Source organism: Agromyces sp. NPDC056523, from assembly GCF_042794545.1.
Classification (GTDB): domain Bacteria; phylum Actinomycetota; class Actinomycetes; order Actinomycetales; family Microbacteriaceae; genus Agromyces.
This window is the reverse complement of the sequence record NZ_JBHTTM010000002.1, coordinates 807,597-828,806: the sequence shown is the minus strand read 5'-3', so window position 1 is coordinate 828,806 and position 21,210 is coordinate 807,597. Positions and strand designations below refer to the sequence as shown.

Sequence of the window (21,210 nt, the reverse complement as noted above, 5' to 3'; positions counted from 1 at the left end):
CCATTTCGGGTCGATGCTGCCTAGGCTCGAACGCGATGATCCGCTTCGACTCCGTCACCATGACCTACAACGGGCAGAGCAAGCCGGCCCTCGACGATGTCACGGTCGAGATCCTGCGCGGCGAGTTCGTGTTCCTCGTCGGCGCGTCCGGATCCGGCAAGTCGAGCTTCCTCAGGTTGATCCTGAAGGAGGAGCGGCCGACGACGGGCCAGATCCACGTGCTCGGCCAGGACCTGCGCCGCATCTCCTCGCGCAAGATCCCGTACTTCCGGCGCAACCTCGGCGTGGTCTTCCAGGACTTCCGGCTGCTGCCCAACAAGAACGTCTTCGACAACGTCGCGTTCGCGCTGCGGGTGATCGGCAAGTCCCGCGGCTTCATCCAGACGGCCGTGCCCGAGACGCTGCGGCTCGTCGGACTCGACGGCAAGGGCAAGCGGCTCCCGCACGAGCTCTCGGGAGGCGAGCAGCAACGGGTGGCGATCGCGCGCGCGATCGTCAACAAGCCGCAGATCCTGCTTGCCGACGAGCCGACCGGCAACCTCGACCCCGTGACGAGCGCGGGCATCATGACGCTGCTCGAGCGCATCAACGCCGGCGGCACCACGGTGATCATGGCCACGCACGAGGCCGGCATCGTCGACCAGATGCAGCGTCGCGTGATCGAGCTCTCCGCGGGTGAGGTGGTGCGCGACGAGCGCAGCGCGGGCTACGGCATCTCGGCCGAGGCGATCGCGGTCGAGGTCGAGGCGACGGATGCCGCGGCCGCCGCATCCTCGGTCGTGCCGACGCCCGAACCGGCGGTGACGAAGGGGCGCGGGCGGCGCCCCTCCCGCAAGTCCGCCACGCGGAAGGGCGCGGCCCCCGTCCCGGCCGAGACGCCCGCCGCGCAGGTCGAGCCCGCCGCGACCGCAGCGCAGCCAAGCGAGTCGGCTGCCGCGACTGCCGCGACTGCAGCGGCCGCTGCCGCCGCTGTCGCCGCCGCGCGGAAGAGCAGGGCCGAGGCAGCCACGGCGAAGGCCGCCGGCACCGAGACGGCGGAAGCCGAGGCGAAGGCGGCGAAGCCGAGCCCTGGCCGGGCGACGAAGAAGACGTCGCCCGCAAAACCCGCCACGGCCGACGACGTGCTGCACGATGCATCCGGATTCGACTCGGCCTCGCACGACGTGCCCGCAACCGGCGAGGACGCCGACGCGGTCGTCGCGGCACTGCGGGAAGAGGAGTCGGCGGCCGCGCCATCCGCACCCAAGGCCAAGCGCGCCGCGCCGAAGGTGACCGCCGAGGTCATGCGCGACGCCCCACCGCTCTACGTCGAGCCCGAGGCCACCGATGAGGTGACCGACGAGGCCGCCGCGATCACGGCGGCGGCGACTGCGCCGATCGAGCGCGTGCCCGCCCAGGGCGGTGACGACGCCGAGGCCGACGCGCCGCCAGGACGCCCAGCCCCGCCCGGGAGTGCGAAGAAGTCCGCCAACCTCACGCTCGCCGAACGACTCGGCCTGCGCAGCCCGGCCGGGCCACGCCCCGGCGACGACGACCAGGAAGTGGGGCCGGTCAAGTGAGGTTCGGTCTCGTGCTCGCCGAGGCGGCGAATGGCCTGCGGCGCAACGCCACCATGGTCATCTCCGTCGTGCTCGTCACGTTCGTCTCGCTCACGTTCGTGGGCACCGCCGCGCTGCTGCAGTTGCAGATCGCCCAGATGCGCGGCTACTGGTACGACCGCGCCCAGGTCGCCGTGTACCTGTGCACGGCGGTGTCGACCGCGGAGGGCTGCGTCGACGGCGAGGCGACGCCCGAGCAGAAGGAGGCCGTCGAGGCCCAGCTCGACAGCGACACGCTCGATCCGTTCATCGACGAGTACTACTTCGAGGACCGCGAGCAGGCGTATGCGAACTTCCAGGACCAGTTCGAGGGCACCCCGGCGGCCGATTACGTCACGCCCGACGTGCTGAACGAGACGTTCTGGGTGAACCTCGTCGACCCGTCGCAGTCCGACGTGATCGCCGAGAGCCTCGCCGGCCTCGCGGGCGTCGAGCAGGTCGTCGACCAACGGCGCTACCTCGACCAGATCTTCAACGTGCTCAACACCGCGAGCTACACCGCCGTCGCGCTCGCCGCGATCATGCTCGTCGCGGCGGCGCTGCTCATCGCCACGACCATCCGGCTGTCGGCCTTCTCGCGGCGCAAGGAGCTCGGCATCATGCGCCTCGTGGGCGCGTCGAACCGGTTCATCCAGACGCCGTTCGTGCTCGAGGGCGTCTTCGCCGGGCTCATCGGGTCGCTGCTCGCCGGCGCCGCCGTGGTCGCGATCGTGGTCTTCTTCGTGCAGGGGTACCTGACCGACACGCTGTCGTTCACCTTCGTCGACCTCAACGATGCGCTGCTCGTCGTGCCGCTGCTCGTCGGCGTCGGCGTGCTGCTCGCCGCGGTCTCGGCGGCCATCGCCATTCGCAGGTACCTGCGCGTGTGACGTTAGACTGGGGGGCTGTGCTTCCGGATGCCCCGGGGCGCCGTCATTCGAAGCGAGGAGCAGGTCGTGGCCAGGGAACGCGGTGAGAAGGTCGTGGCGACCAACCGCAAGGCGCGCCACGACTACCTGATCGAGGACACCTACGAGGCCGGCATCGTGCTCTCCGGGACCGAGGTGAAGTCGCTCCGGCAGGGCCGGGCGTCCCTCGTCGACGGCTACGCGTTCATCGACGGCGGCGAGATCTGGCTCGACGCGGTGCACATCCCCGAGTACACCGAGGGCACGTGGAACAACCACGCACCGCGCCGCAAGCGCAAGCTGCTCATGCACAAGCAGGAGATCGTGAAGATCAGCCACAAGACGAAGGAGGGCGGCTACACGCTCGTCCCGCTGTCGCTGTACTTCAAGGACGGCCGGGCCAAGGTCGAACTCGCGGTCGCGAAGGGCAAGCGCGAGTACGACAAGCGCCAGGCACTGCGCGAGCGGCAGGACAAGCGCGAGGCCGATCGCGCCATGGCGTCGCGGCGCAACCTGGGGGAGTAGGCCGGCCGACCAGGCTGCCTGCCGACATCCCAGCCACGCGGGGTAGGCTCCGCCCGTGGAGATCTCGACGCGCATCCCCGTGCCGGGCACGTACAACTTCCGCGATGTCGGCGGACTGCCGGCCCGCGACGGCGTCGTCCGTCGCGGCGCGCTGTTCCGCTCCGACGGCCTGCACCGGCTCGGTGACGAGGGTCGCGACGCACTGCGCCGGCTCGACGTCGGCATGATCATCGACCTCCGCGACGAGAACGAGGCACGCCTCATGCCCGACGACCTCGACGGGCTCGACGTCGAGGTGCACCGCCTGCCCGTCTTCGAGGGGTCGGGCGCGTCGCAGGGCGAACGCGGCATCTCGCTCGAGGCGCTCTACCACCGCATCGTGACCCGCCATTCGCCGATCCTCGTCGACGCGTTGCGTGCGCTCCCGACCGCCGGTGATCGCGCCGTCGTCGTGCACTGCACGGCGGGCAAGGACCGAACGGGCATGGTGGTCGCGATGGCCCTGCTCGGCGCGGGTGTCGACCGCGAGTCCGTCATCGCCGACTACGTGCTCACCGAGTCGCACCTCGCGGGCGAATGGCTCGAGGAGATGGTCGCGCTCATCGGCCGCTACGGCGTGCCCGACACCCCGGCGTTGCGCACGCTCATGGGCGGGAGCCCGCGCGAGGCGCTCGAGTCGGCCCTGGACGAGGTCGAGCGCCGGCACGGCTCGGCTCGCGAGTACCTCCTCGCGTCGGGCCTGCGGCGGCGGGAACTCGCGGCGCTCGAGACCTGGCTCATCGAGCGCGGCTGAGCCGGCGCGATCGCGGCGTCACTCCGTGGTGAAGCGCGCGTCGACGGATGCCTCGAGCACGAGCTTCGCCGGCGCGAACTCGGGCGCGGACGCGCCGCCTGCATCCGCTGCCATCGCCCGCACCATGGTCGCCTTGTGCATCATCGGCACGGGCTGCTCCGAGAGCATCCCGTGGTCGGCGAGTTCGACCGGCACCGGCGTCCCGAGTCCGAGCGCCTCGGCGTACACCCCGGCCTTGCGAACGGCGTCGGCGACGGCGCCGCGCTGCGCCGTCTCCTGCACGCGATCGCGCGTGCCATCCGTCAGCCGCCAGTCGATGCCCCCGACCGCGACGTTCGGCGTTCCGGACACGGTGCCGACCCAGGTTCCGAGGACCCCGAGGTCGCGGAACACGACCTCGACGTCGGCGTTCGCCTGGTGCACGAGCGGCAGCTGGCGCCCCTCGGCGTTCCACGGGCGATGCGACCAGACGCGCAGCTGGCCCGCCGACCACGATTCGAGCGCGCCCGACGCCTCGAGCTCGCGGACCTCTTCGAGCAGGCGTTCGTGCGACTCGCCGACGGAGCGGAGGATCGAGTCGCGTTCGCCGCCGGAGCTGCCGACCGTGAGCGAGACGGCGCCCAGCTCGGGCTCGATGCGCTCCTCGGCGCGACCGGTCACGGCGATGATCGTGGGCATGCGGCTCCTCGGGTGCTCGGTGCCCGCTCGGGAATGGCGGAGCGGCGTCGCCTGTTCTAGACTGTAAGGCCGGGCAACAGGCGGTTCAACGGATCGCCGCCCGGTGTTGGCAACTCCACAGCGTGCGATGATGGCCCGTCCTCCGATGCGAATCGGATGGCGCGACATGGGGATGATCGGTTTCGACATCGCCTGTGAGACTGCGAGAAGCGGGCCGAGGATGCAGGGTTATCTCGTGAACGCTCCCTGCGAAACAATAACTGCCAATAAGAAGCAGTCCGACTTCGCTCTCGCTGCCTAAGCGAGACCGATAGTCCGTCAGTCCGGGTCTGTTCCCGCCCCGGTCGCTGGCGTCATCTAGGGAACTCGCTGTACGACGTCGCCTGAGCGTCGTACGGGACTTTCTTCAGGCTGGGCCTGTCGACCTGGCTGCCTGTGGCAAGGGTCGGGGCCGAGCAGAACGCTTCACAGGATGCGCCCGGAGAAGGCGCGGAATCTCAGCGATGGACGGGGGTTCAATTCCCCCCATCTCCACCATCGGCCGTCATCGCACGCTCGGAGCCAGACGAAGGCCGCCCCGCGAGGGGCGGCCTTCGTCGGTCCTGCGTCGTCAGTGACGTTTCACGGGCAGCCTTCCATGAGCTGGATGCCGTGCTCGGTCTGGCGCTTCTCGCTCACCTGCCCCAGCGAGTCGCAGATGGCGTTGACCAGGAGCGCGAACCCCTCGCCGTTCTGGTAGTTGCCGTTCTCGCCCGGCAGGCCGAAGTCCTGCACCGTTCCCGGCGGGACGAACGCCCAGACCTCGGGAGCGCCCGGGAAGACGCTCGGCAGCCACGCCCAGTTGCCGTTGATGATCGGCCCCTCGGTGCAGACGGCGCCGCACTCCGCGGGCGGCTTGCTGACGTTGATGCAGTCGAGAGCCTGCGCCGAGGTCGGGATCAGGACGAATGCGGCGATCAGGCCCGCCGCTGCGAGTGCCTTCTTGAGCATGATTCCTCCGTTTGCTTCGTCGGTCACGGGAAACTGCCAGACTCTGGCCCGACCCTACTCCGAAGTGAGGATGTGTCAATACATGGAAGGCTGCGGTCGGCTGGTCAGTACGCGGCGCCCTCGAGCGTGCCGGTGACCGGGCCGCTCGGGTCGGTGATGGTGCACGACACGACGCGGTCGTCGATGCCCTCCCATGACTGCTGCGTCGGCACGTACCAGGCCACGTAGAGCTCGGACGAGTCGTACGGCAGGCCCACGAACGGCTCGAACGCGGCGACGCAGCCCTCCTCGGCGGCGGAGTTCACGGCGTCGTCGCCAGGGAACTCGCCGTCGGCGATCTCGAAGTCGTGGTACACCTCGTCGGTGTGCGGCTCGTCGCAGGGCACGACCGGCACGGTCTCGACCTGCGCGCCCTCCTGCATCTCGAGGCAGTCGCCGACCTTGAGGGCGAACACGTCGGCGTCGCCGCTCTCGGTGATCTCCTGCGTCGTCTCGTCGCGCTGGGGCTGCGGCGCGGGCAGCAGGTCGCCGATCAGGCTGCATCCGGAGAGCGTGCCGGCGACGATGACGGCGGCGGCGAGCGCGACGGTGCGCGTGATGGATCGGGTCGTGGGCATGAGGATCCTGTCGGTCATGGGAGCCCCATAGGGATGCGGGGCGGCGCAAGCCTATCGGTGCGACGACGCCACGGACAGCCTCCCTCCGTGGGTCATGCGTCGAGGCGCGCCACCGTCTCGAATGCGCTGCCCGACCGGCCGGCGAGGCGGCGCCGCATGGATCCCGCGATCCTCGCCGCCTGCAGCTTGGCCCGGTCGGCGACGGGTCCCGCGAAGTGCGCGTCCACCGTGGCATCCCACAGCTCGAGCCACCGCGTGAAGTGCTCGTCGGCGAGCGGATGGCGCGCATGCAGGGCGACGTGGACTTGGAGTGCATTGCGCCGGTACGCCCCGCTGCGGAACAGCACGGTCTCCCAGAAGTCGCACATGATCGGCAGGTGCGCCGCGAGGTCCATGCGGGCGACGTCGGTGAAGATCGGCCCGATGAGCGGGTCGCGGAAGGCGGTCTCGTAGAACGCGACGACGAGTTGCTCGACGTCGCCGCGGTTCGCGAGATCATGCACCATTCCATCCACGCTAGCCGCTGTTCCACCTGACCCTTCCCGTGAGCGGCGGGGGCCGGAAGACTGGCGGCATGCAATGGCGACTGGGTCCGGCCAAGGGATTCCGGGTGTCCGACGAGGCGCACCGGGTGACGACGTTCGAGCTGTTCTTCGATCTCGTCTTCGTGTTCGCGTTCACCCAGGTGACGCACTACATGGCGGCCACCCACAGCGCGATCGGCGTGCTGCAGGCGCTCACCATCCTGACCCTGCTCTGGTGGTCGTGGGTGTCGTACGCCTGGCTCGCGAACCAGACCCACGTCGATGAGGGCGGCGTGAAGCTCGGGATGTCCGTCGCGATGATCGCGATGTTCATCGTCGCGCTCGTCATCCCCGAGGCCTACGTCGACCTTCCCGGCGGGCTGTTCGGCCCGCTCGTGCTCGTGATCGCCTACATGGTCGTGCGCGTCACGCACCTCACGCTGTACTACGTGGCAGCGGCGGACGACCCACCCCTGCGACGGCAGATCCTGCGGACGTCGCTGGCGCTCGTGGCCGGATCCGGATTCCTCATCGCGGGCGCCCTGGTCGCAAACCCCCTGCTGCAGACGTGGCTGTGGCTCATCGCGCTCGTGCTCGACGTCCTGCTGACGTACGTCACGTCGTCTGGCGGCAACTGGCGCGTGCACTCCGCGGCGCACTGGGCGGAACGGTTCGGGCTCGTCGTCATCCTCGCGCTCGGCGAGTCGATCGTCGCGATCGGGGTCGGCGCCGCACAGGAACCGGTGAGCGTGGCGATCATCACGGGCTCGGCTCTGGCGTTGCTGCTCTCGATCTTCCTCTGGTGGATCTACTTCGACACGACGGCGCTAGCCGCCGAGCGCGAGCTCGCGCGACTTCGTGGCGTCGAGCGGGCCGGACTCGCGATCGACGGCTACACCTACCTCCACCTGATGCTGATCGCGGGCATCGTGCTCGTCGCGCTGGGCGTCGAGGACGTCATCGCCCACGTCGAGGACGCCGAGCCGTTGGGGCTGTTCGGCGCCGCGGCGCTCTATGGCGGAGTGTCGTGTTATCTCGCGGGCGTGGCGTTCTTCTGGCTGAGGGTCGCACGGCGGGTGAAGTGGCTGCGGTTCGCGGCGGCCCTGCTCGTGCTCGCCGCGATGCCCGTCGCCGCCCTGCTGCCGCCGCTCCTGGCGCTCGCGGTGCTCGTCGTCGCCGGCGGCGTGCTCATCGTGGTCGAGTCGGTGCGCTACGCCGAGCATCGGCGCGAGATCCGCGAGGCGCACGGGCACGCGAGCGCGGTCGAGGCGGATGACACGGCCGGCGCGTCCTGATCGTCGCCCGCTCAGCGCGCGGGGCGGTGCCAGATCGCGAGCCGGCGCAGCCATGACGAGAAGCCCACCGGCGCGCGCGCGCTGACCGCCGCGGTCGCGGCGATCGGCCCATCGCCGGACTCGGCCGCGTCGACGGCGCTGACGGAATCGCCGGCTGCGGCGGCCGCCGCCGCGTCGCGCTCGGCCCGCCACAGCAGGTACGCGACGTACGGGTCGTCGTCGGGCCCCAGCGCCTGCGGCTGGTGCACCGTGCGATGCCGTCTGGCCTCCATTGCCGAACATCCCCTCGAGGCCCCCCGGCCCTCACCTCAAGGGTACGACGAACCGGCGACGGATGATGCCACGGGCGTCACGCGGGGTCGGAGGCCGCCTCACCCTCGAGCACCTCGAGGACGGCGTCGTGAAGTCTTCCGTTGGTCGCGAGCACGCTGCCGTCGCCGAGCGCCGCACCGTCGATGGACGTGACGCGACCGCCCGCGGCCTCGACGATGGGCACCGCCGCGGCAATGTCCCACGGCTTGAGGTCGAATTCGGCGACGACGTCGACGAGTCCCTCGGCGAGCAGGCAGTACGACCACAGGTCGCCGTACGCCCGGTCGCGCCAGACGCGCTCGCCGAGCGCCAGGAGCCGGTCGAGCTGCCCGGCGTCGCGCCACTGCGCGATGCTCTGGAAGCTCAGTGACGCGTCGGCGAGATCGCCGACCGACGACACGCGGATGGCACGGGGCTGGGCGCCCGGCGCATCGGTCGTGAACGCCCCGAGTCCCTGCGCGCCCCACCAGCGGCGACCCAGCGCCGGCATCGACGCGACCCCCACGACGGGCGCACCGTCGACGGTGAGCGCGATGAGCGCACCCCACACGGGCACCCCACGCAGGAAGTTCGCGGTGCCGTCGATCGGGTCGACGATCCACTGTCGCGCGCCCGACCCCTCGGTCCCGTACTCCTCGCCGAGCACGCCGTCGCCCGGTCGTCGCTGCGTGATGAGTTCGCGGACCGCCCGCTCGACCGCGAGGTCGGCCTCGGTCACGAACGTGCGATCGGGCTTCGTGTCGACGCGCAGGTCGACCGTGCGGAAGCGGTCCATGGCCGCGCGGTCGGCGAGATCGGCCAGCTCGAGCGCGAGCGCGAGGTCGTTGTCGAGCGCGAGGTCGTCGAGGTCGGCGTCGGTGTCGCCCGCGGCCTGGTCGGGCTCCGGCGGAGTCGTGGCATCCGTCACCTGTTCAGCCTAGCCCCGGGGCCCGAGGCGGCGACCGATGGCGCCGCGCGCCCGGCCGCCGGACGATTTCGCGATCGGCCTGCCCACCTGATACCGTTGATCCTCGGTTCGGGGTTGAGAAAAACCCCACCGAAACGCACCTCTAGCTCAATCGGCAGAGCAACTGACTCTTAATCAGTGGGTTCAGGGTTCAAGTCCCTGGGGGTGCACCACAAGCCCCGGCGAGCGATCGCCGGGGCTTCGTCGTTTCCGGCACGCCGGCTCGAATCACCGCTCACCAGAACGCGTACAGGTCGACGCCGAGCAGCAGCAGGCCCTCGTGCGCGAAGCCGGCGAAGCAGTAGAAGCCGAGGAGCGCGCCGAGCAGCGTCTCTCGCAGCGACCCGGTGTCGCCGAGGATCGGCACGGCGACGTAGCCGTTCGGCATCCAGACGCGGTTGAGCACGGGCACGGGATGCAGCGCCTCGGGCGGGCGCGGCACCCACGGCCAGAACAGTCCCGGCAGTCCGCCGGTGGTGAGGAAGTCGCCCGCGAGGTGGACCACGAATCCGAGCGTCACGGCGAGCGGGAACCACGCCACCTGCTCGGGTGCGAACAGCACGATGAACGCACCGAGCAGCAGCCCCAGCGCCCACGCGGCGACCCAGGTGCGGACGAAGTCGCGCGCCTTGAGGCCGAACGCCGTGAGGGCGGCCGCGCCGATGCCGGCTCCGACCGCGACGCTGCCGAGCTGGTCGGTCTCGAGGGTCGCGAGGGTCAGCGCCCAGGCGCCCGCCGCGACGAGCGCCACCGCGATCGGGGAGTGCGCACCCTGGCGATGTCCGCCCGAGAGCATGCCGACCGTGCCGGTCGCCAGCCGCCCGAGGACCGGCACGGAGTGCGCGATGGTCGCGCTGTGGTGGTCGGCGTCGGGCAGCAGCGCAGCTCCTGCGCACACGGCCGTGCCGGCGAGCACGCCGACCGGGTCGAGCGGATACGCCCCCGAGGTCACGATCGGCAGCGTGCTCGTGATCGCGATCCACGCGGCCGCGCCGCTCGTGGCATGGGTGACGCCCATCATCGGGGTGGGTGGCTCCTTCGGTCGGCCGTCGGGTCGGCGATCGACCAGTCTGCCGGGTGCCGGTGACACTGCCGGGCGTGTCGGGCGCGGCGCGTCTCAGTCGTCGACGCCGCGCGCCATGAGCGCCTCGCCGAGGTGGTCGGCCGTGCGAAGGGCGCGCACGATCACGGGCACCGCGAACGCCGTGGGCGACCCCTCCGCACCGCGCGCCTTCCGCGCCTCGAGCACCTCGCGCACGAGTTCCGCCAGGAGCGGCACGCAGCGGATGGCGAGCGCCAGCGCGAGCCCGATCCGGTCGGGGTCCACCCAGCGGCGGAACGGGCGCAGGAGCACCTGCATCGCGTCGAGCGTGGCGGAGACCGGCGTCGTGAGCGTGTAGACGGCGGCCAGGGCGACGGCGAGCACCAGCCGGAGGCCCATCGTCGCGGCCGCCTCCCAGCCGGCGAAGATCCACTGCACCGGCACGGCGAACGCGAGCAGCCAGAGGATCGGCGTGATCTGCCGCCACGCGAGACGCGCCGGGATGCGCGCGAACACGAACAGGAGCACGACGACCATGGCGGCGACTCCGAGGGCCTCGAGCGAGGGCAGCAGCGACACGACCGTCACTGCGACCGCGAGCAGCGCGAGCTTGGCGAGCGCGGGCGCGCGATGCACCACCGAGGTGCCGGGGTGGAAGACGCCGATCATCCGTGTCTCACCCGATCAGCGCCCGGTACGCGTCGAGCGCGGGTCTCGACGCATCGTCGGCGACGACGCGTCCCGCCTCCATGACGACCACCCGATCGAACGACTCGAGCAGGTCGAGCTGGTGGCTGACGACGACCAGCTGCTCGTCGAGCGCCTCGAAGTGCTCGGCGATCATGCGCGCGTTGCGGGCGTCGAGCAGGGTCGTGGGTTCGTCGGCGACGACGATCGATGGTTCGCCGACGAGCACCGAGGCGAGCGCGAGCAGCTGCTTCTGCCCGCCCGAAAGGCGGTGCGCGGGGCGATCGGCCAGGTCGGCGAGGCCGAAGCGCTCGAGCGTCGCGTCGACGCGGGCCGCGGCATCCGTCGCCGGCAGCCGGTGTCGCCGCAGCGTGAAGGCGACGTCTTCGCGCACGGTCGGCATCACGATCTGGGTGTCGGCGTTCGTGAAGACGAACCCGACGCGTCGGCGCACCTCGCGCCCCTGGCGGGCCACGTCGAGGCCGTCGACCTCGACGCGCCCCACGGTCGGCGTGACGAGGCCGTTGATCATGCGCGCCAGCGTGGACTTGCCCGAGCCGTTCGCCCCGACGATGCCGACGCGCCGCTCGGTGAGGTGGAGCGTGACGCCGTCGACGACGCGCTCGTCGCCGAAGTCGTGCGAGACGCCCTCGAAGCGGATGGCGCTCATGCGATCCGCTCCACGATCATCGCGATGCCCTGCCCGCCGCCGATCGAGCACGCTGCAAGACCAGCGCGGCCGTCGAAGTCGGCGCCGTCGCGGAGCATGCGCGCGGCGAGCCGAACGAGCAGGATGGCGCCCGACGCGCCCCACGGATGGCCGAGCGCGATCGCGCCACCGTCGGCCGAGATCGTCGCCTCGTCGAGGCCGAGGTCGTCGCTGACGGCCAGCACCTGTGCGGCGAACGCCTCGGTGATCTCGACGGAGCCGAGGTCGGCCACGGTCATACCGGCGCGAGCGAGCGCCGCGCGGGCGGCCGGCGCGGCGCCGAGGCCGGGAAGCGCTGGGTCGCCGCCGGCCACGGCCGCGGCGCGTACGCGAAGCGCGGGAAGTCCGAGATCGCGGGCCACGTCGCCGGTCGTGACCGCCATCGCGGCGGCACCGTCGGAGAAGCCGCACGAGTTGCCGGCCGTGACCGTGCCGCCCGGTCGTGCGCCATCCCGTGCGAGCGACGCCGAAGCGGGGGCGAACGCCGGCGTGAACCTCGCGAGGCGGGCGACGTCCATCGACGCGCGCGGACGGTCGTCGCGCGCCACGCCGTCGACGGGCACGATCTCGGCGTCGAACGCGCCGGCCGCCTGCGCCGCGGCGGCTCGCGCGTGGGAGCGCGCAGCCCACTCGTCCTGGCGGTGCCGGGGGATGCCGCGCACGCGCGCGAGGTACTCGGCGGCCGGGCCCATGTCGGGGTCCGGGAAGCCGACCGGGGCGAACGGGGCACGCGTGTACCGCTCGCCCGAATCGGGCCAGTGCCGGTGCGGAGCGGTCGACGCCGACTCGGCTCCGCCCGCGATGACCAGCGCCGCATCGCCGGCTCGCACGCGCGAGGCCGCCTGCAGGACCGCGTCGAGGCCCGACCCGCATTGCCGGTCGACGGTCACGCCCGGCACAGCCGCGCCGAGCCCCGCTCGCAGGGCGGCGACGCGCGCGAGATCGCCGCCCGGTCCCATGCAGTTGCCGAGCACCACGTCGTCGATGGGCAGGCCGGATGGCGCGACCGCTGTCGCGACGGCGGCGATCACGGGCGCGGCGAGCGCGTCGACGCTGTGCCTGGCGAAGCCGCGCGACGCGGTGGCGATCGCCGTGCGCCGCGCCGCGACGATCACGGGAGCATGCCGGTCGGCGCTCATCGGTGACCACCCCCGAGCTGGCCCGCCGCCACCGCGGCGCGAAGCGCACCGCGTGCGATCTTCCCCGAGTCGGTGCGTGGCAGCGCCTGCATGAACCAGCGCCGCGGGAGCTCGACGGGGGAGAGCTCGGCGCGGGCGGCGGCGATCACTGCCTCGAGTGCGATCCCGTCGTCGAGCTCGAGGATCGCCGCGATGCGTTCACCCAGCAGTTCGTGCGGTTCGCCGATCACGGCGGCGGCGTGGACGCCGTCGATGGCGCTGAGCCGGGCCTCGATCGATTCGGCGGGCACGGTCGCGCCGGCCGTCGTGATGGCCGCGTCGCCGCGCCCCAGTACGCGGATGCCGCCAACGGCCGTACGCTCGGCGAGGTCGCCGACCGTCGCGAAGCCGCGGTCGTCACGCCGTAGCGTGCCGCCGACCACGTCGACCGCGAGGTACGGCGAGCGCGCCCACAGCTCGTCGCCGGTGGCGGCGCTCCGGAGCTCGACCTCGACGCCGGGGAACGGGGCGAGCGAGCCGCCCGATCCGGAGAGCACGAACGAGAGCTCGGCCGCGCCGTAGTACTCGGTCAGGCGGATGCCGCGTTCCGCGGTCCGCGCGCGCAGCCGGTCGCCCATGGCGGCCCCCGCGACGATCGCGGCACGAGGCGCGTCGGCACCGTCGAGCAGTCGGGCGAGACGCGTGGGCGTCGCATGCACGACGGACGCACCATCCAGCCGGTCGGTCGCCGTCGCGCCGAGCCACAGTGCGTGGAGCACCGCGTAGAGGTGCATCGACACGTGCAGTGGGCCCGTCACGGCGACGCGATCGTCGGCGCCGAGCCCCGCCAGTTCCGCGAGCGGTGCGGCGGACTCCAGCCATGAGGCGCTCGTGCGGGCGACGAGTCGTGGCGCATCGCCGTCGCGAGCGGTCGAGCCCGACGTCGTCAGCGCGAGCTCGGTCCCATTCGGAAGGGCGTGGGCGACGCGATCGGCCGTCGCCTGGTCGGCACCGACGAGCACCGGGCGGCGGCGCGCGAGGCACGCGAGCACGGTCACGACGAGGTCGACGGGATCGCCGCCCACGCGGCATCCGATCGGTCCGGAACCTGCCGGCAGCACGGCTGCGTCGACCGCGCGAGCGAGCTCGCCGAAGCGCACGGCGTCGCCGCCGAACGCCAGGGCGACCCGCTCATCGCGGCCGCGCAGCCAGTCGCTCATGCGCCGCGCTGCTCCACCGTGCGGCGCCACGACCACGGCGCCGGCTCGATGAGACCCGGCGACGCGCGGTGCACGCCCTTCGCGACCAGCACGGTCACGACGACCTTGAGCAGGTCGCCGGGGAGGAACGCGAGCGAACCGGCCAGGGCGACCGTCAGCGGGGTGCCCGTGATCACGGCGAACATCGGCACGCCCACGAGGTAGATGACGACGATGCCGCCGAAGGCCGTCGCCGCGAGCGCCGGAAGCACTCGGTAGCGGGGCAGCAGACGGGCTGTGAACCAGCCGATGACGTACGCGCCGAGCACCCAGCCGATCAGGTAGCCCACGGACGGGCCCACGAAGACGGCGATGCCGCCGCGGCCGCCGGCCAGGAGCGGCAGGCCGGCTGCCACGAGCGCGAGCAACAGCAGCACCGAGAGCGCGCCCTTGCGCGCGCCGAGGATCGCGCCGGCGAGCATGACGCCGAGCGTCTGGAACGTGATCGGCACGGCCATGCCGCCGATCGACAGTGCGCCGGGCAGCCCCAACGCGGCGATGAGCGCGGCGAACACCGCGATCTGCGCGAGGTCGCGGGCGGACGTGCGGACGCGGCTGCGCGCGGGCGCAGGGGCGGGGGACTGGGTGGCGGTCATGCGGTTCCCGTCGGTCGGCGTGGCGGGCGAACAGCCCACGATCACGCTACGAACGGCGTCGGGCGGGCCGCGCGAGGTCGCCGTACAAGAATCGATGCCCGAATTTGGAGCGACGAGTCGCGCCGGACGGACGGGAAGGAGGGCCGACGGTCAGGCGGCGCGCGCGACCTCGGTCGTCTCGACCTCGGAGGGCCGGGGTGCGTCCGTCTCGTCGATCGCGTCCTCGTCGGCGCCGAGGTCGACCGGGTCGGCCCAGACGACGAGCGGCGCCGGCGTCCAGGCGAGGGCGAGGGATGCCTCGTCGGCCGGGACCACGACGGCGACCTGCTCGCGCTCCTCGAGGATCGCGCGCGTGACCTCGGCCGCGATCTGGTGCGTCAGCATGGCCTGGAAGATGCGATCGGAGTCATCGGCGGTGCGGCGGACGAGCGCCCACTGGCCCTCGGGGCCGATGAACCGGGAGAGCCTGGCGTTGACGAGCTCGAAGATGTGCTCGCCGCGGAGGTCCGCCGCCGTGGCACGGGGCGACGGAGCGGAAGCGGTGTGGGCGGCGGCTTGGGCGGCGAGCCGGGCACGGCGCCAGCGGCGGAACATCGGGGTCCTCTCGGTCGTGCGCTCGGGCCGCGGACTCGTCGCGGACTCGGCAGCGGTCGGTCTCCACCAGTGTCCGACACGCGCGCTGCGATGCCGGAGCGGACACGCCGCCCGGCGCTACTCCGCCAGTTCGCGGCGCTTCTGCTCGTCGGCGACCGTGCCCAGGGCGATCGCGAACGTCGCCGCCCAGGAGACCCACATGAGCACTAGCCTCCAGTCGCGCGGGCCCGCGGTCGTGGCGCGGACGACGCCGATCGCGCTGAAGATCGAGCTCAGGACCGCCGTACTGAAGAGGTACTTGCGCATGCGGCCACGCTACCGCTCGGGACGGACCCCGGGCGACCGCTTGACAGCGGTCGGCTGGGAGAACGCCGCGAAGCCTGACCGATCGTGCAGGATCTGACCGATCGGTCAAGTACGCTCGTGGCATGCCCGCCGACGTCAAGCCCTCGTCCCGCGTGCGCGCCGCCGAGGAACTCAAGCAGGCCGCGCTCGAGCAGTTCGCGACCGTCGGGTTCGCGGCATCCTCGCTGCAGCACATCGCCGATCGAGCCGGGTACTCCAAGTCGAGCGTCCTCTACCACTATGCCTCGAAGGAGGCGCTGCTCGAGGCCGCCATCGAGCCGGCCGTCGCCGAGTTCGAGGAGGTCCTCGACGAGTACCTCGCCGACCGGACCCCCGGGCGACGCCGCATGCTGGTCGACCGCATCGTCGACATGCTGCTCGTGCACCGCGAGGCGGTCCACGTGTTCCTCATCCAGGGTCCGAGCCTCTCGGAGCTGCCGATCATCGCCCGCGCCAACGCGTCGGTCCGGCGTCTCGCGGCCGCCATGTGCGAGCCGCGCGAGAGCGTCGCCGACCAGGTGCGGCTCGGCGTCGCGCTCGGCGGCGCCGCATTCCTGCTCACGGCGGGGCGCACCTTCGCCGACGAGGAACTGCGCCCCGCCGATGAGGAGCTGCACGACGCCCTGCATGAGGTCGTCCGCGAGCTGCTCGCGCCCACCGCCGACTGACCCGACTCCGCCCCCACCGAGAGAGAACCCGTGGCCCTCTTCCTGCATCGCATCGGACGCGTCGCCTTCCGCCGCGCCTGGATCGTCATCATCGCCTGGGCGGTCGCGCTCGCCGCGTTGCTCGGCCTCGGCATCGGCCTGGGCGGTCAGCTCCAGGAGTCCTACGCCATCCCGGGCACCGAGTCGCAGGATGCGATCGACCAGCTCGCGGCAGTGTTCCCGCAGACCGCAGGCGCCTCGGCCAAGGCGGTCGTCGAGGTGCCCGATGGCGAATCCGTCGAAGACGAGGAGTACCGCGACGCGATCGACGCCATGGAGTCCGACCTCGAGGACGTGGAGGGCGTATCGAACGTGCTCGGCCCGTTCGACGAGTACGCGGGCGACCAGGTCTCGGGCGACGAGCGCACCGCGTACATCCAGGTGCAGTTCGACGGTCCGACCACCGACGTGACGCAGGACTCGATCGACGCCGTGCTGGCGACCGGCGAGGTCGGCCGCGACGCCGGGATGACGGTGGCGTTCGGCGGCGAGGTCTTCCAGGACACGACGTTCGGGCTGACCATCACCGAGGCGTTCGGCGTGCTGTTCGCGGGCGTCGTGCTGCTCATCACCTTCGGCTCGCTGCTCGCGGCCGGGATGCCGCTGCTCACCGCGCTCCTCGGCGTGGCGGCGACTTTCGGCGGCATCTCGCTCGTCGCGGCGTTCGCCCCGGTCTCGAGCACGGCGCCGATGCTCGCCGTCATGATCGGGCTCGCCGTCGGCATCGACTACGCGCTGTTCATCCTGTCGCGACACCGCACCCAGCTCGCTCGGGGCATGGATCCCGAGGAGAGCGCCGCCGAGGCGGTCGCCACGGCGGGCGGCGCCGTGGTGTTCGCAGGCCTCACCGTCATCATCGCGCTGCTCGGCCTGCTGGTCGTCGGCATCCCGTTCCTCAGCGTCATGGGCGTCGCCGCCGCGTTCGCGGTGCTCATCGCGGTCATCGGCGCCACCACGCTGCTGCCCGCGCTGCTCGGCCTCGCGAAGGGGCGGCTCGCACCCAAGCCCGGAAGCCGCGCGCACCGCCGCGGCGTCGCGCACGACGAGGGCGGCCGTCCGACGCTCGGCCGTCGCTGGGTCGACACGGTCCTCAAGGCGCCCGTCGTGTTCGTGCTGCTGGTCGTGGGGCTCCTCGGCACTGCGGCGATCCCGGCCGCGAGCCTCGACCTCAACCTCCCCGGCGGCCAGGGCGAGGCCGGTTCGAGCCAGCGCGAGGCGTACGACATGATCGCCGCGGGCTTCGGCGAGGGCTACAACGGCCCGCTCATCGTCACGGTCGACATCACGCAGACGACCGACATCTTCGAGGACCTCGACGCGATCGGCGCGCGACTCGCGCAGGTCGACGGCGTGGCCTACGTCGGCGACGGGCTGCCCAACGAGACCGTCGACACCGCCATCATCCAGGTCGTGCCCGAGAGCGCGCCGACCGACCCGGAGACCAAGCAGGTCGTGCAGGACATCCGGGCCCTCGAGGACGACATCGTCGACGAGTTCGGCACGCCGATCGCCGTGACCGGCTACACCGCCGTCTCGATCGACATCTCGCAGCGCCTCACCGACGCGCTCATCCCGTTCGCGCTCATCGTCGTCGGGCTCTCGATCATCCTGCTGCTCATCGTCTTCCGCTCGGTGTTCGTGCCGATCAAGGCGGCCCTGGGCTTCCTGCTCTCCGCGTTCGGCGCGATCGGCGCGACGGTCGCGGTCTTCCAGTGGGGATGGCTCGCCGACCTCATGCACGTCGAGCCCGGTCCCATCCTGAGCTTCCTGCCGATCCTGCTCATGGCCGTGCTGTTCGGCCTCGCCATGGACTACGAGGTGTTCCTCGTCTCGGGCATGCGCGAGGAGTACGTGAAGACCAGGGAGCCGCGCAGCTCGATCGTGCACGGCTTCCAGCACGCGGCGCGCGTGGTCACGGCCGCGGCGCTCATCATGTTCTTCGTCTTCTTCGCGTTCGTGCCCGAGGGCACCGGGGTGATCAAGGGCATCGCGTTCGCGCTCGCGATCGGCGTGGCGTTCGACGCGTTCCTCGTCCGGATGACGCTCGTGCCGGCCGCGATGGCCCTGGCCGGGCGCGGCGCGTGGTGGCTGCCGAGGTGGCTCGCGCGCATCCTGCCCGACGTCGACATCGAGGGCGAGGGGCTGCGCGCCCATCTCGCCGAGTCCGAGTGGGCCGCGGCGCGCGACGCCGACGTGCTCGCCGAGGACCTCCTCGTCGGGGACCCGGACGAGCCGATCGGCCCGGTCTCAATCGAGGTGCCGCGCGGCGGTGCGCTCGTGGTCCGCGGACGGCCCGCCGAGCGGAGGCTGCTCGCGGCGACCCTGGCCGGGCGGGTGCTGCCCGCGGGCGGCCGACTCGCCGTCCTCGGGCTCCCGCTGCCCACCGACGCGGGCGCCGTCATGCAGCGCGTCGCGATCGCCGACGGGGCGATGGATGGCGCGACCGCCGGCACCGCCGGGGAGCTCATCGCCACCCGCATCGACGCCACGCGCGCGTGGTACCGCCTGGATCCGACCCGATCCGCGGTGGATGGTGCGCTCCGCCGCGTCGCCGAGGCGCGCTCCGCGTCGGCCGACCCCCTCGCCTGGCGACCCCGCGCGATCGATCCCGACACGCCGCTGGACGAGCTCGACTCGCTCGATCGGCTCCTCGTTGCGGTCGCCGCCGCGCTCGCCGAGCGCCCGGGTGCGATCGTCGTCGACCTCGACGGAGCGGGTGACGGCCGGGCGTGGACCGCCCTCGCCCGGCTCGTGCCCGCGGGCGTCGTGCTCGTCGCGACCGCCTCGGCCGACGCCGACCTCGCACCCGCCCGTGCGGCCCTCGACGCCCGCGGCATCCGCTCGCTCGACCTCGTCACCCGCCCGCTGGAGGCACGCCGATGACCCGCACCGACCCGACCGCCGCCCGCCGCCGCGGGCGGAGCGCCGCCCTGCTCGCCGTGGTGATCGCCGTGCCGCTGGCCGTCGCGGGCCTCGTCGCGGGGGCGATCGGCGGTGCCGACGACCGACTCGACGCCATCCCCGCGATCGTCGTGAACAACGACGAGATGGTCACCATGACCACGCCCGACGGCGACGAGCAGCCCGTTCTGGCCGGCCGGCAGCTCGTCACCGAGCTCATGGGCGACGGGCAGACCGGATTCGACTGGACCATCTCGAACGACGAGGAGGCGGCCGACGCACTCGCCGCCGGCGACGCATACGCGGTGCTCACCATCCCGTCGGACTTCTCGGAGTCGGTGACCTCGTTGTCCGGCGACGCGCCCACCACGGCATCGCTCGACATCCGCACCGACGACGCCCACGGGTACCTCGCGGGCGTCGTCGGAACTGCGGTCGGCGATGCCGTCGCGACGACCTTCGGCAACGAGCTGACGACCCAGTACCTCGAGGGCCTCTACGGCAACCTCGTCACGGTCGGCGGCTCGCTGGGCGACGCGGCCGACGGTGCTGGGCAGCTCGCCGAGGGTGCTGGCTCGCTCTCGACCGGGCTCGACCAGCTCGCCGCCGGTGTGGGCTCGTCGGCCGCCGGCGCTGAGGAGCTCGCGGACGGCCTCGGGCAGCTCGCCGGCGGCGTGGGCTCGGCCGCGTCGGGTGCATCGGATGCCGCGGCCGGCGCGGCGGCGTACGTGGACGGCGTCGACCAGTACACCGCGGGGGTCGACTCGCTCGCCGGCGGGCTCGGCCGGCTCGCCGGCCAGACCACGCAACTCGGCGAACTCGGCACCGGGATCGGCCAGTACGTCGGCGGCGTGCAGGACCTGTCCGCGGGGTACGACCAGCTCGAGGTGGGCCTGCTCGGCCTGATCGACAGCAACATCGCCGCGACCGCTGAGGCCTACGGCGTCGACCCGACCTGCGGGCCCGAGCCCGCCCAGCCGATCGCGCAGCTTTGCGGCCTGCGTCAGGGCGTCGTCGACACCGGCGACGGTGCGACGACGCTCGCCGAGAAGGGCGCGCCGATCGCGACGGGCGCTGCGGGACTCGGCCAGCTCGAGACCGGCATCGCGCAGCTCTCGGGCGGCGCGACGAAGCTCGCGAGCGGGTCCGCCGGACTGCGCTCCGGAGCCGACGGCCTCACGAACGGCTACTCCGGCCTCTCCAGCGGGCTCGATGAACTCCAATCCGGCGCGTCGGGCGCCGCCTCGGGCACCGCTGAGCTCGCGGGCGGGCTCACGCAGCTCGGTGCGGGAGCCGAGGCGTCCGCGGACGGCGCATCCGAACTCGCGGGCGGCACGCAGGAGCTCGCCGACGGGCTCGCCGAGGGGGCCGAGGGCACCTCGTCGCTGAGCGACCTCGACCCCGAGGAGACCGCGGGAGTCGTGGCGGATCCGGTCGTCGCCGAGGCCACACGCGACAACGAGATCGACTCGGTCGGGCAGGTCGTCGCGATGCTGCTCGGACCCATCGGGCTCTGGCTCGGCGCGATGGCCCTCTTCCTCGTGTTCCGTCCGTTCACGCGCGAGGCGCTGGCCAGCACCGCGCCGACCGGTCGCCTCGTCGCGCGGACCTTATTCCGCGGCTCGCTCGTCGGCCTCGTGCAGGCGGCGGCGGTGGTGGTGCTCATGCACACGGCGCTCGGTGTCGACTGGGCGCTGCTCCCGCAGACGCTCGCGTTCTCGGCGCTGCTCGCGATCGCCTTCACGGCCGTGCACGCGTTCCTCAGCGCCTGGCTCGGGCGGGCCGGCACGATCGTGTCGCTCGTGCTCGTGGTGCTGCAGCTCGCGGCATCCGGCGGTCTCTACCCACTCGAGATCGTGAGCGGGCCCTACCAGGCGGTCAGCCCGTTCCTCCCGCTGACCTGGGCGGTGCAGGGCATGCAGTACATCGTCTCGGGCGCAGGCGGACCCGCCGTCTGGGCCGCGGCCGGGGTCACGGCGCTGTTCGCGGTGCTCGGCGCTGCAGGAACGGCGTTCGTGGTCGGCCGGCGACGGGCCATCCGACCCGCTGGCAGGCTCGTGCCCCAGCCGGCGTGATCCACGTGCCTC

The 21,210-nt window shown here is 72.3% G+C and carries 22 protein-coding genes, 1 tRNA gene and 1 other RNA gene; 10 read left to right on the top strand and 14 right to left on the bottom strand.

Going from position 1 to position 21,210, the window contains the following annotated elements; genetic code table 11:
• Positions 1-35 precede the first annotated feature (35 nt).
• From ftsE to ACFQ58_RS10755, 4 genes are all read left to right on the top strand, one after another.
• Positions 36-1,559, top strand: a complete 1,524-nt coding sequence (ftsE, locus tag ACFQ58_RS10770; RefSeq protein ID WP_376951071.1) for a cell division ATP-binding protein FtsE — start codon at positions 36-38, stop codon at positions 1,557-1,559.
• Positions 1,556-2,467 (top strand): permease-like cell division protein FtsX, encoded by a 912-nt coding sequence (gene ftsX / locus ACFQ58_RS10765; protein ID WP_376951070.1) that lies wholly within the window; start codon positions 1,556-1,558, stop codon positions 2,465-2,467. Before ftsE ends, ftsX begins: the two co-directional genes overlap by 4 nt.
• Before the next feature lie 66 nt (positions 2,468-2,533).
• Positions 2,534-3,010, top strand: coding sequence for an SsrA-binding protein SmpB (gene smpB, locus ACFQ58_RS10760; RefSeq protein ID WP_376951069.1), 477 nt, complete (start codon positions 2,534-2,536; stop codon positions 3,008-3,010).
• 55 nt (positions 3,011-3,065) lie between these two features.
• A complete protein-coding gene (locus ACFQ58_RS10755) occupies positions 3,066-3,803 on the top strand; it encodes a tyrosine-protein phosphatase (protein ID WP_376951068.1) in 738 nt (245 codons plus the stop codon).
• Between the two features lie 18 nt (positions 3,804-3,821).
• Here ACFQ58_RS10755 and ACFQ58_RS10750 read toward each other — a convergent pair whose 3' ends face one another.
• Positions 3,822-4,481: an SIMPL domain-containing protein gene (locus ACFQ58_RS10750; RefSeq protein ID WP_376951067.1), complete on the bottom strand. Its 660-nt coding sequence runs from the start codon at positions 4,479-4,481 to the stop codon at positions 3,822-3,824.
• A 168-nt stretch (positions 4,482-4,649) separates the two neighbouring features.
• On the opposite strand from ACFQ58_RS10750, the gene ssrA reads away from it, so the two are divergent.
• Positions 4,650-5,018: a transfer-messenger RNA gene (gene ssrA / locus ACFQ58_RS10745) on the top strand.
• An 84-nt stretch (positions 5,019-5,102) separates the two neighbouring features.
• Here ssrA and ACFQ58_RS10740 read toward each other — a convergent pair.
• The 3 genes from ACFQ58_RS10740 to ACFQ58_RS10730 form a co-directional block, all read right to left on the bottom strand.
• Complete coding sequence (locus tag ACFQ58_RS10740) at positions 5,103-5,471, bottom strand: hypothetical protein (protein ID WP_376951066.1); 369 nt, start codon at positions 5,469-5,471, stop codon at positions 5,103-5,105.
• Between the two features lie 104 nt (positions 5,472-5,575).
• Entirely contained in the window at positions 5,576-6,106 is a 531-nt protein-coding gene (locus ACFQ58_RS10735) for a septum formation family protein (RefSeq protein WP_376951065.1), read from the bottom strand.
• A 74-nt stretch (positions 6,107-6,180) separates the two neighbouring features.
• Positions 6,181-6,594: a group III truncated hemoglobin gene (locus ACFQ58_RS10730; RefSeq protein WP_376951064.1), complete on the bottom strand. Its 414-nt coding sequence runs from the start codon at positions 6,592-6,594 to the stop codon at positions 6,181-6,183.
• Between the two features lie 68 nt (positions 6,595-6,662).
• On the opposite strand from ACFQ58_RS10730, the gene ACFQ58_RS10725 reads away from it, so the two are divergent.
• A complete protein-coding gene (locus tag ACFQ58_RS10725) occupies positions 6,663-7,907 on the top strand; it encodes a low temperature requirement protein A (protein WP_376951063.1) in 1,245 nt (414 codons plus the stop codon).
• 11 nt (positions 7,908-7,918) lie between these two features.
• Here ACFQ58_RS10725 and ACFQ58_RS10720 read toward each other — a convergent pair whose 3' ends face one another.
• On the bottom strand, positions 7,919-8,179 hold the full coding sequence (locus tag ACFQ58_RS10720) for a hypothetical protein (RefSeq protein ID WP_376951062.1): 261 nt from the start codon (positions 8,177-8,179) through the stop codon (positions 7,919-7,921).
• A gap of 77 nt (positions 8,180-8,256) precedes the next feature.
• Positions 8,257-9,126, bottom strand: coding sequence for a histidinol-phosphatase (hisN, locus tag ACFQ58_RS10715; RefSeq protein WP_376951061.1), 870 nt, complete (start codon positions 9,124-9,126; stop codon positions 8,257-8,259).
• 136 nt (positions 9,127-9,262) lie between these two features.
• Between hisN and ACFQ58_RS10710 the strand changes: the two genes are divergently transcribed.
• Positions 9,263-9,338 (top strand) — tRNA-Lys (locus ACFQ58_RS10710).
• Between the two features lie 62 nt (positions 9,339-9,400).
• Here the strand turns inward: ACFQ58_RS10710 and ACFQ58_RS10705 are convergent.
• The 8 genes from ACFQ58_RS10705 to ACFQ58_RS10670 all read right to left on the bottom strand — a co-directional run bounded on the left by ACFQ58_RS10705 (position 9,401) and on the right by ACFQ58_RS10670 (position 15,476).
• Positions 9,401-10,186, bottom strand: coding sequence for a metal-dependent hydrolase (locus ACFQ58_RS10705; RefSeq protein WP_376951060.1), 786 nt, complete (start codon positions 10,184-10,186; stop codon positions 9,401-9,403).
• A 96-nt stretch (positions 10,187-10,282) separates the two neighbouring features.
• Positions 10,283-10,876, bottom strand: a complete 594-nt coding sequence (locus ACFQ58_RS10700; RefSeq protein WP_376951059.1) for an energy-coupling factor transporter transmembrane component T family protein — start codon at positions 10,874-10,876, stop codon at positions 10,283-10,285.
• Between the two features lie 7 nt (positions 10,877-10,883).
• Positions 10,884-11,564: an energy-coupling factor ABC transporter ATP-binding protein gene (locus ACFQ58_RS10695; protein ID WP_376951058.1), complete on the bottom strand. Its 681-nt coding sequence runs from the start codon at positions 11,562-11,564 to the stop codon at positions 10,884-10,886.
• Positions 11,561-12,742, bottom strand: coding sequence for a thiolase family protein (locus ACFQ58_RS10690; RefSeq protein WP_376951057.1), 1,182 nt, complete (start codon positions 12,740-12,742; stop codon positions 11,561-11,563). The genes ACFQ58_RS10695 and ACFQ58_RS10690 overlap by 4 nt, the downstream gene beginning before the upstream one ends.
• Positions 12,739-13,941, bottom strand: a complete 1,203-nt coding sequence (locus tag ACFQ58_RS10685; RefSeq protein WP_376951055.1) for a class I adenylate-forming enzyme family protein — start codon at positions 13,939-13,941, stop codon at positions 12,739-12,741. The genes ACFQ58_RS10690 and ACFQ58_RS10685 overlap by 4 nt, the downstream gene beginning before the upstream one ends.
• A complete protein-coding gene (locus ACFQ58_RS10680; protein WP_376951054.1) occupies positions 13,938-14,576 on the bottom strand; it encodes a biotin transporter BioY in 639 nt (212 codons plus the stop codon). Before ACFQ58_RS10680 ends, ACFQ58_RS10685 begins: the two co-directional genes overlap by 4 nt.
• A gap of 150 nt (positions 14,577-14,726) precedes the next feature.
• Complete coding sequence (locus ACFQ58_RS10675) at positions 14,727-15,170, bottom strand: hypothetical protein (protein WP_376951053.1); 444 nt, start codon at positions 15,168-15,170, stop codon at positions 14,727-14,729.
• Between the two features lie 117 nt (positions 15,171-15,287).
• Positions 15,288-15,476 (bottom strand): hypothetical protein, encoded by a 189-nt coding sequence (locus ACFQ58_RS10670; protein WP_376951052.1) that lies wholly within the window; start codon positions 15,474-15,476, stop codon positions 15,288-15,290.
• A gap of 122 nt (positions 15,477-15,598) precedes the next feature.
• Between ACFQ58_RS10670 and ACFQ58_RS10665 the strand changes: the two genes are divergently transcribed.
• From ACFQ58_RS10665 to ACFQ58_RS10655, 3 genes are read left to right on the top strand one after another with little or no spacing between them, the layout of a single operon-like run.
• Positions 15,599-16,183 (top strand): TetR/AcrR family transcriptional regulator, encoded by a 585-nt coding sequence (locus tag ACFQ58_RS10665; protein ID WP_376951051.1) that lies wholly within the window; start codon positions 15,599-15,601, stop codon positions 16,181-16,183.
• A gap of 30 nt (positions 16,184-16,213) precedes the next feature.
• Positions 16,214-19,105 (top strand): MMPL family transporter, encoded by a 2,892-nt coding sequence (locus ACFQ58_RS10660; protein WP_376951050.1) that lies wholly within the window; start codon positions 16,214-16,216, stop codon positions 19,103-19,105.
• Complete coding sequence (locus ACFQ58_RS10655; protein ID WP_376951048.1) at positions 19,102-21,198, top strand: YhgE/Pip family protein; 2,097 nt, start codon at positions 19,102-19,104, stop codon at positions 21,196-21,198. Before ACFQ58_RS10660 ends, ACFQ58_RS10655 begins: the two co-directional genes overlap by 4 nt.
• Positions 21,199-21,210 lie beyond the last annotated feature (12 nt).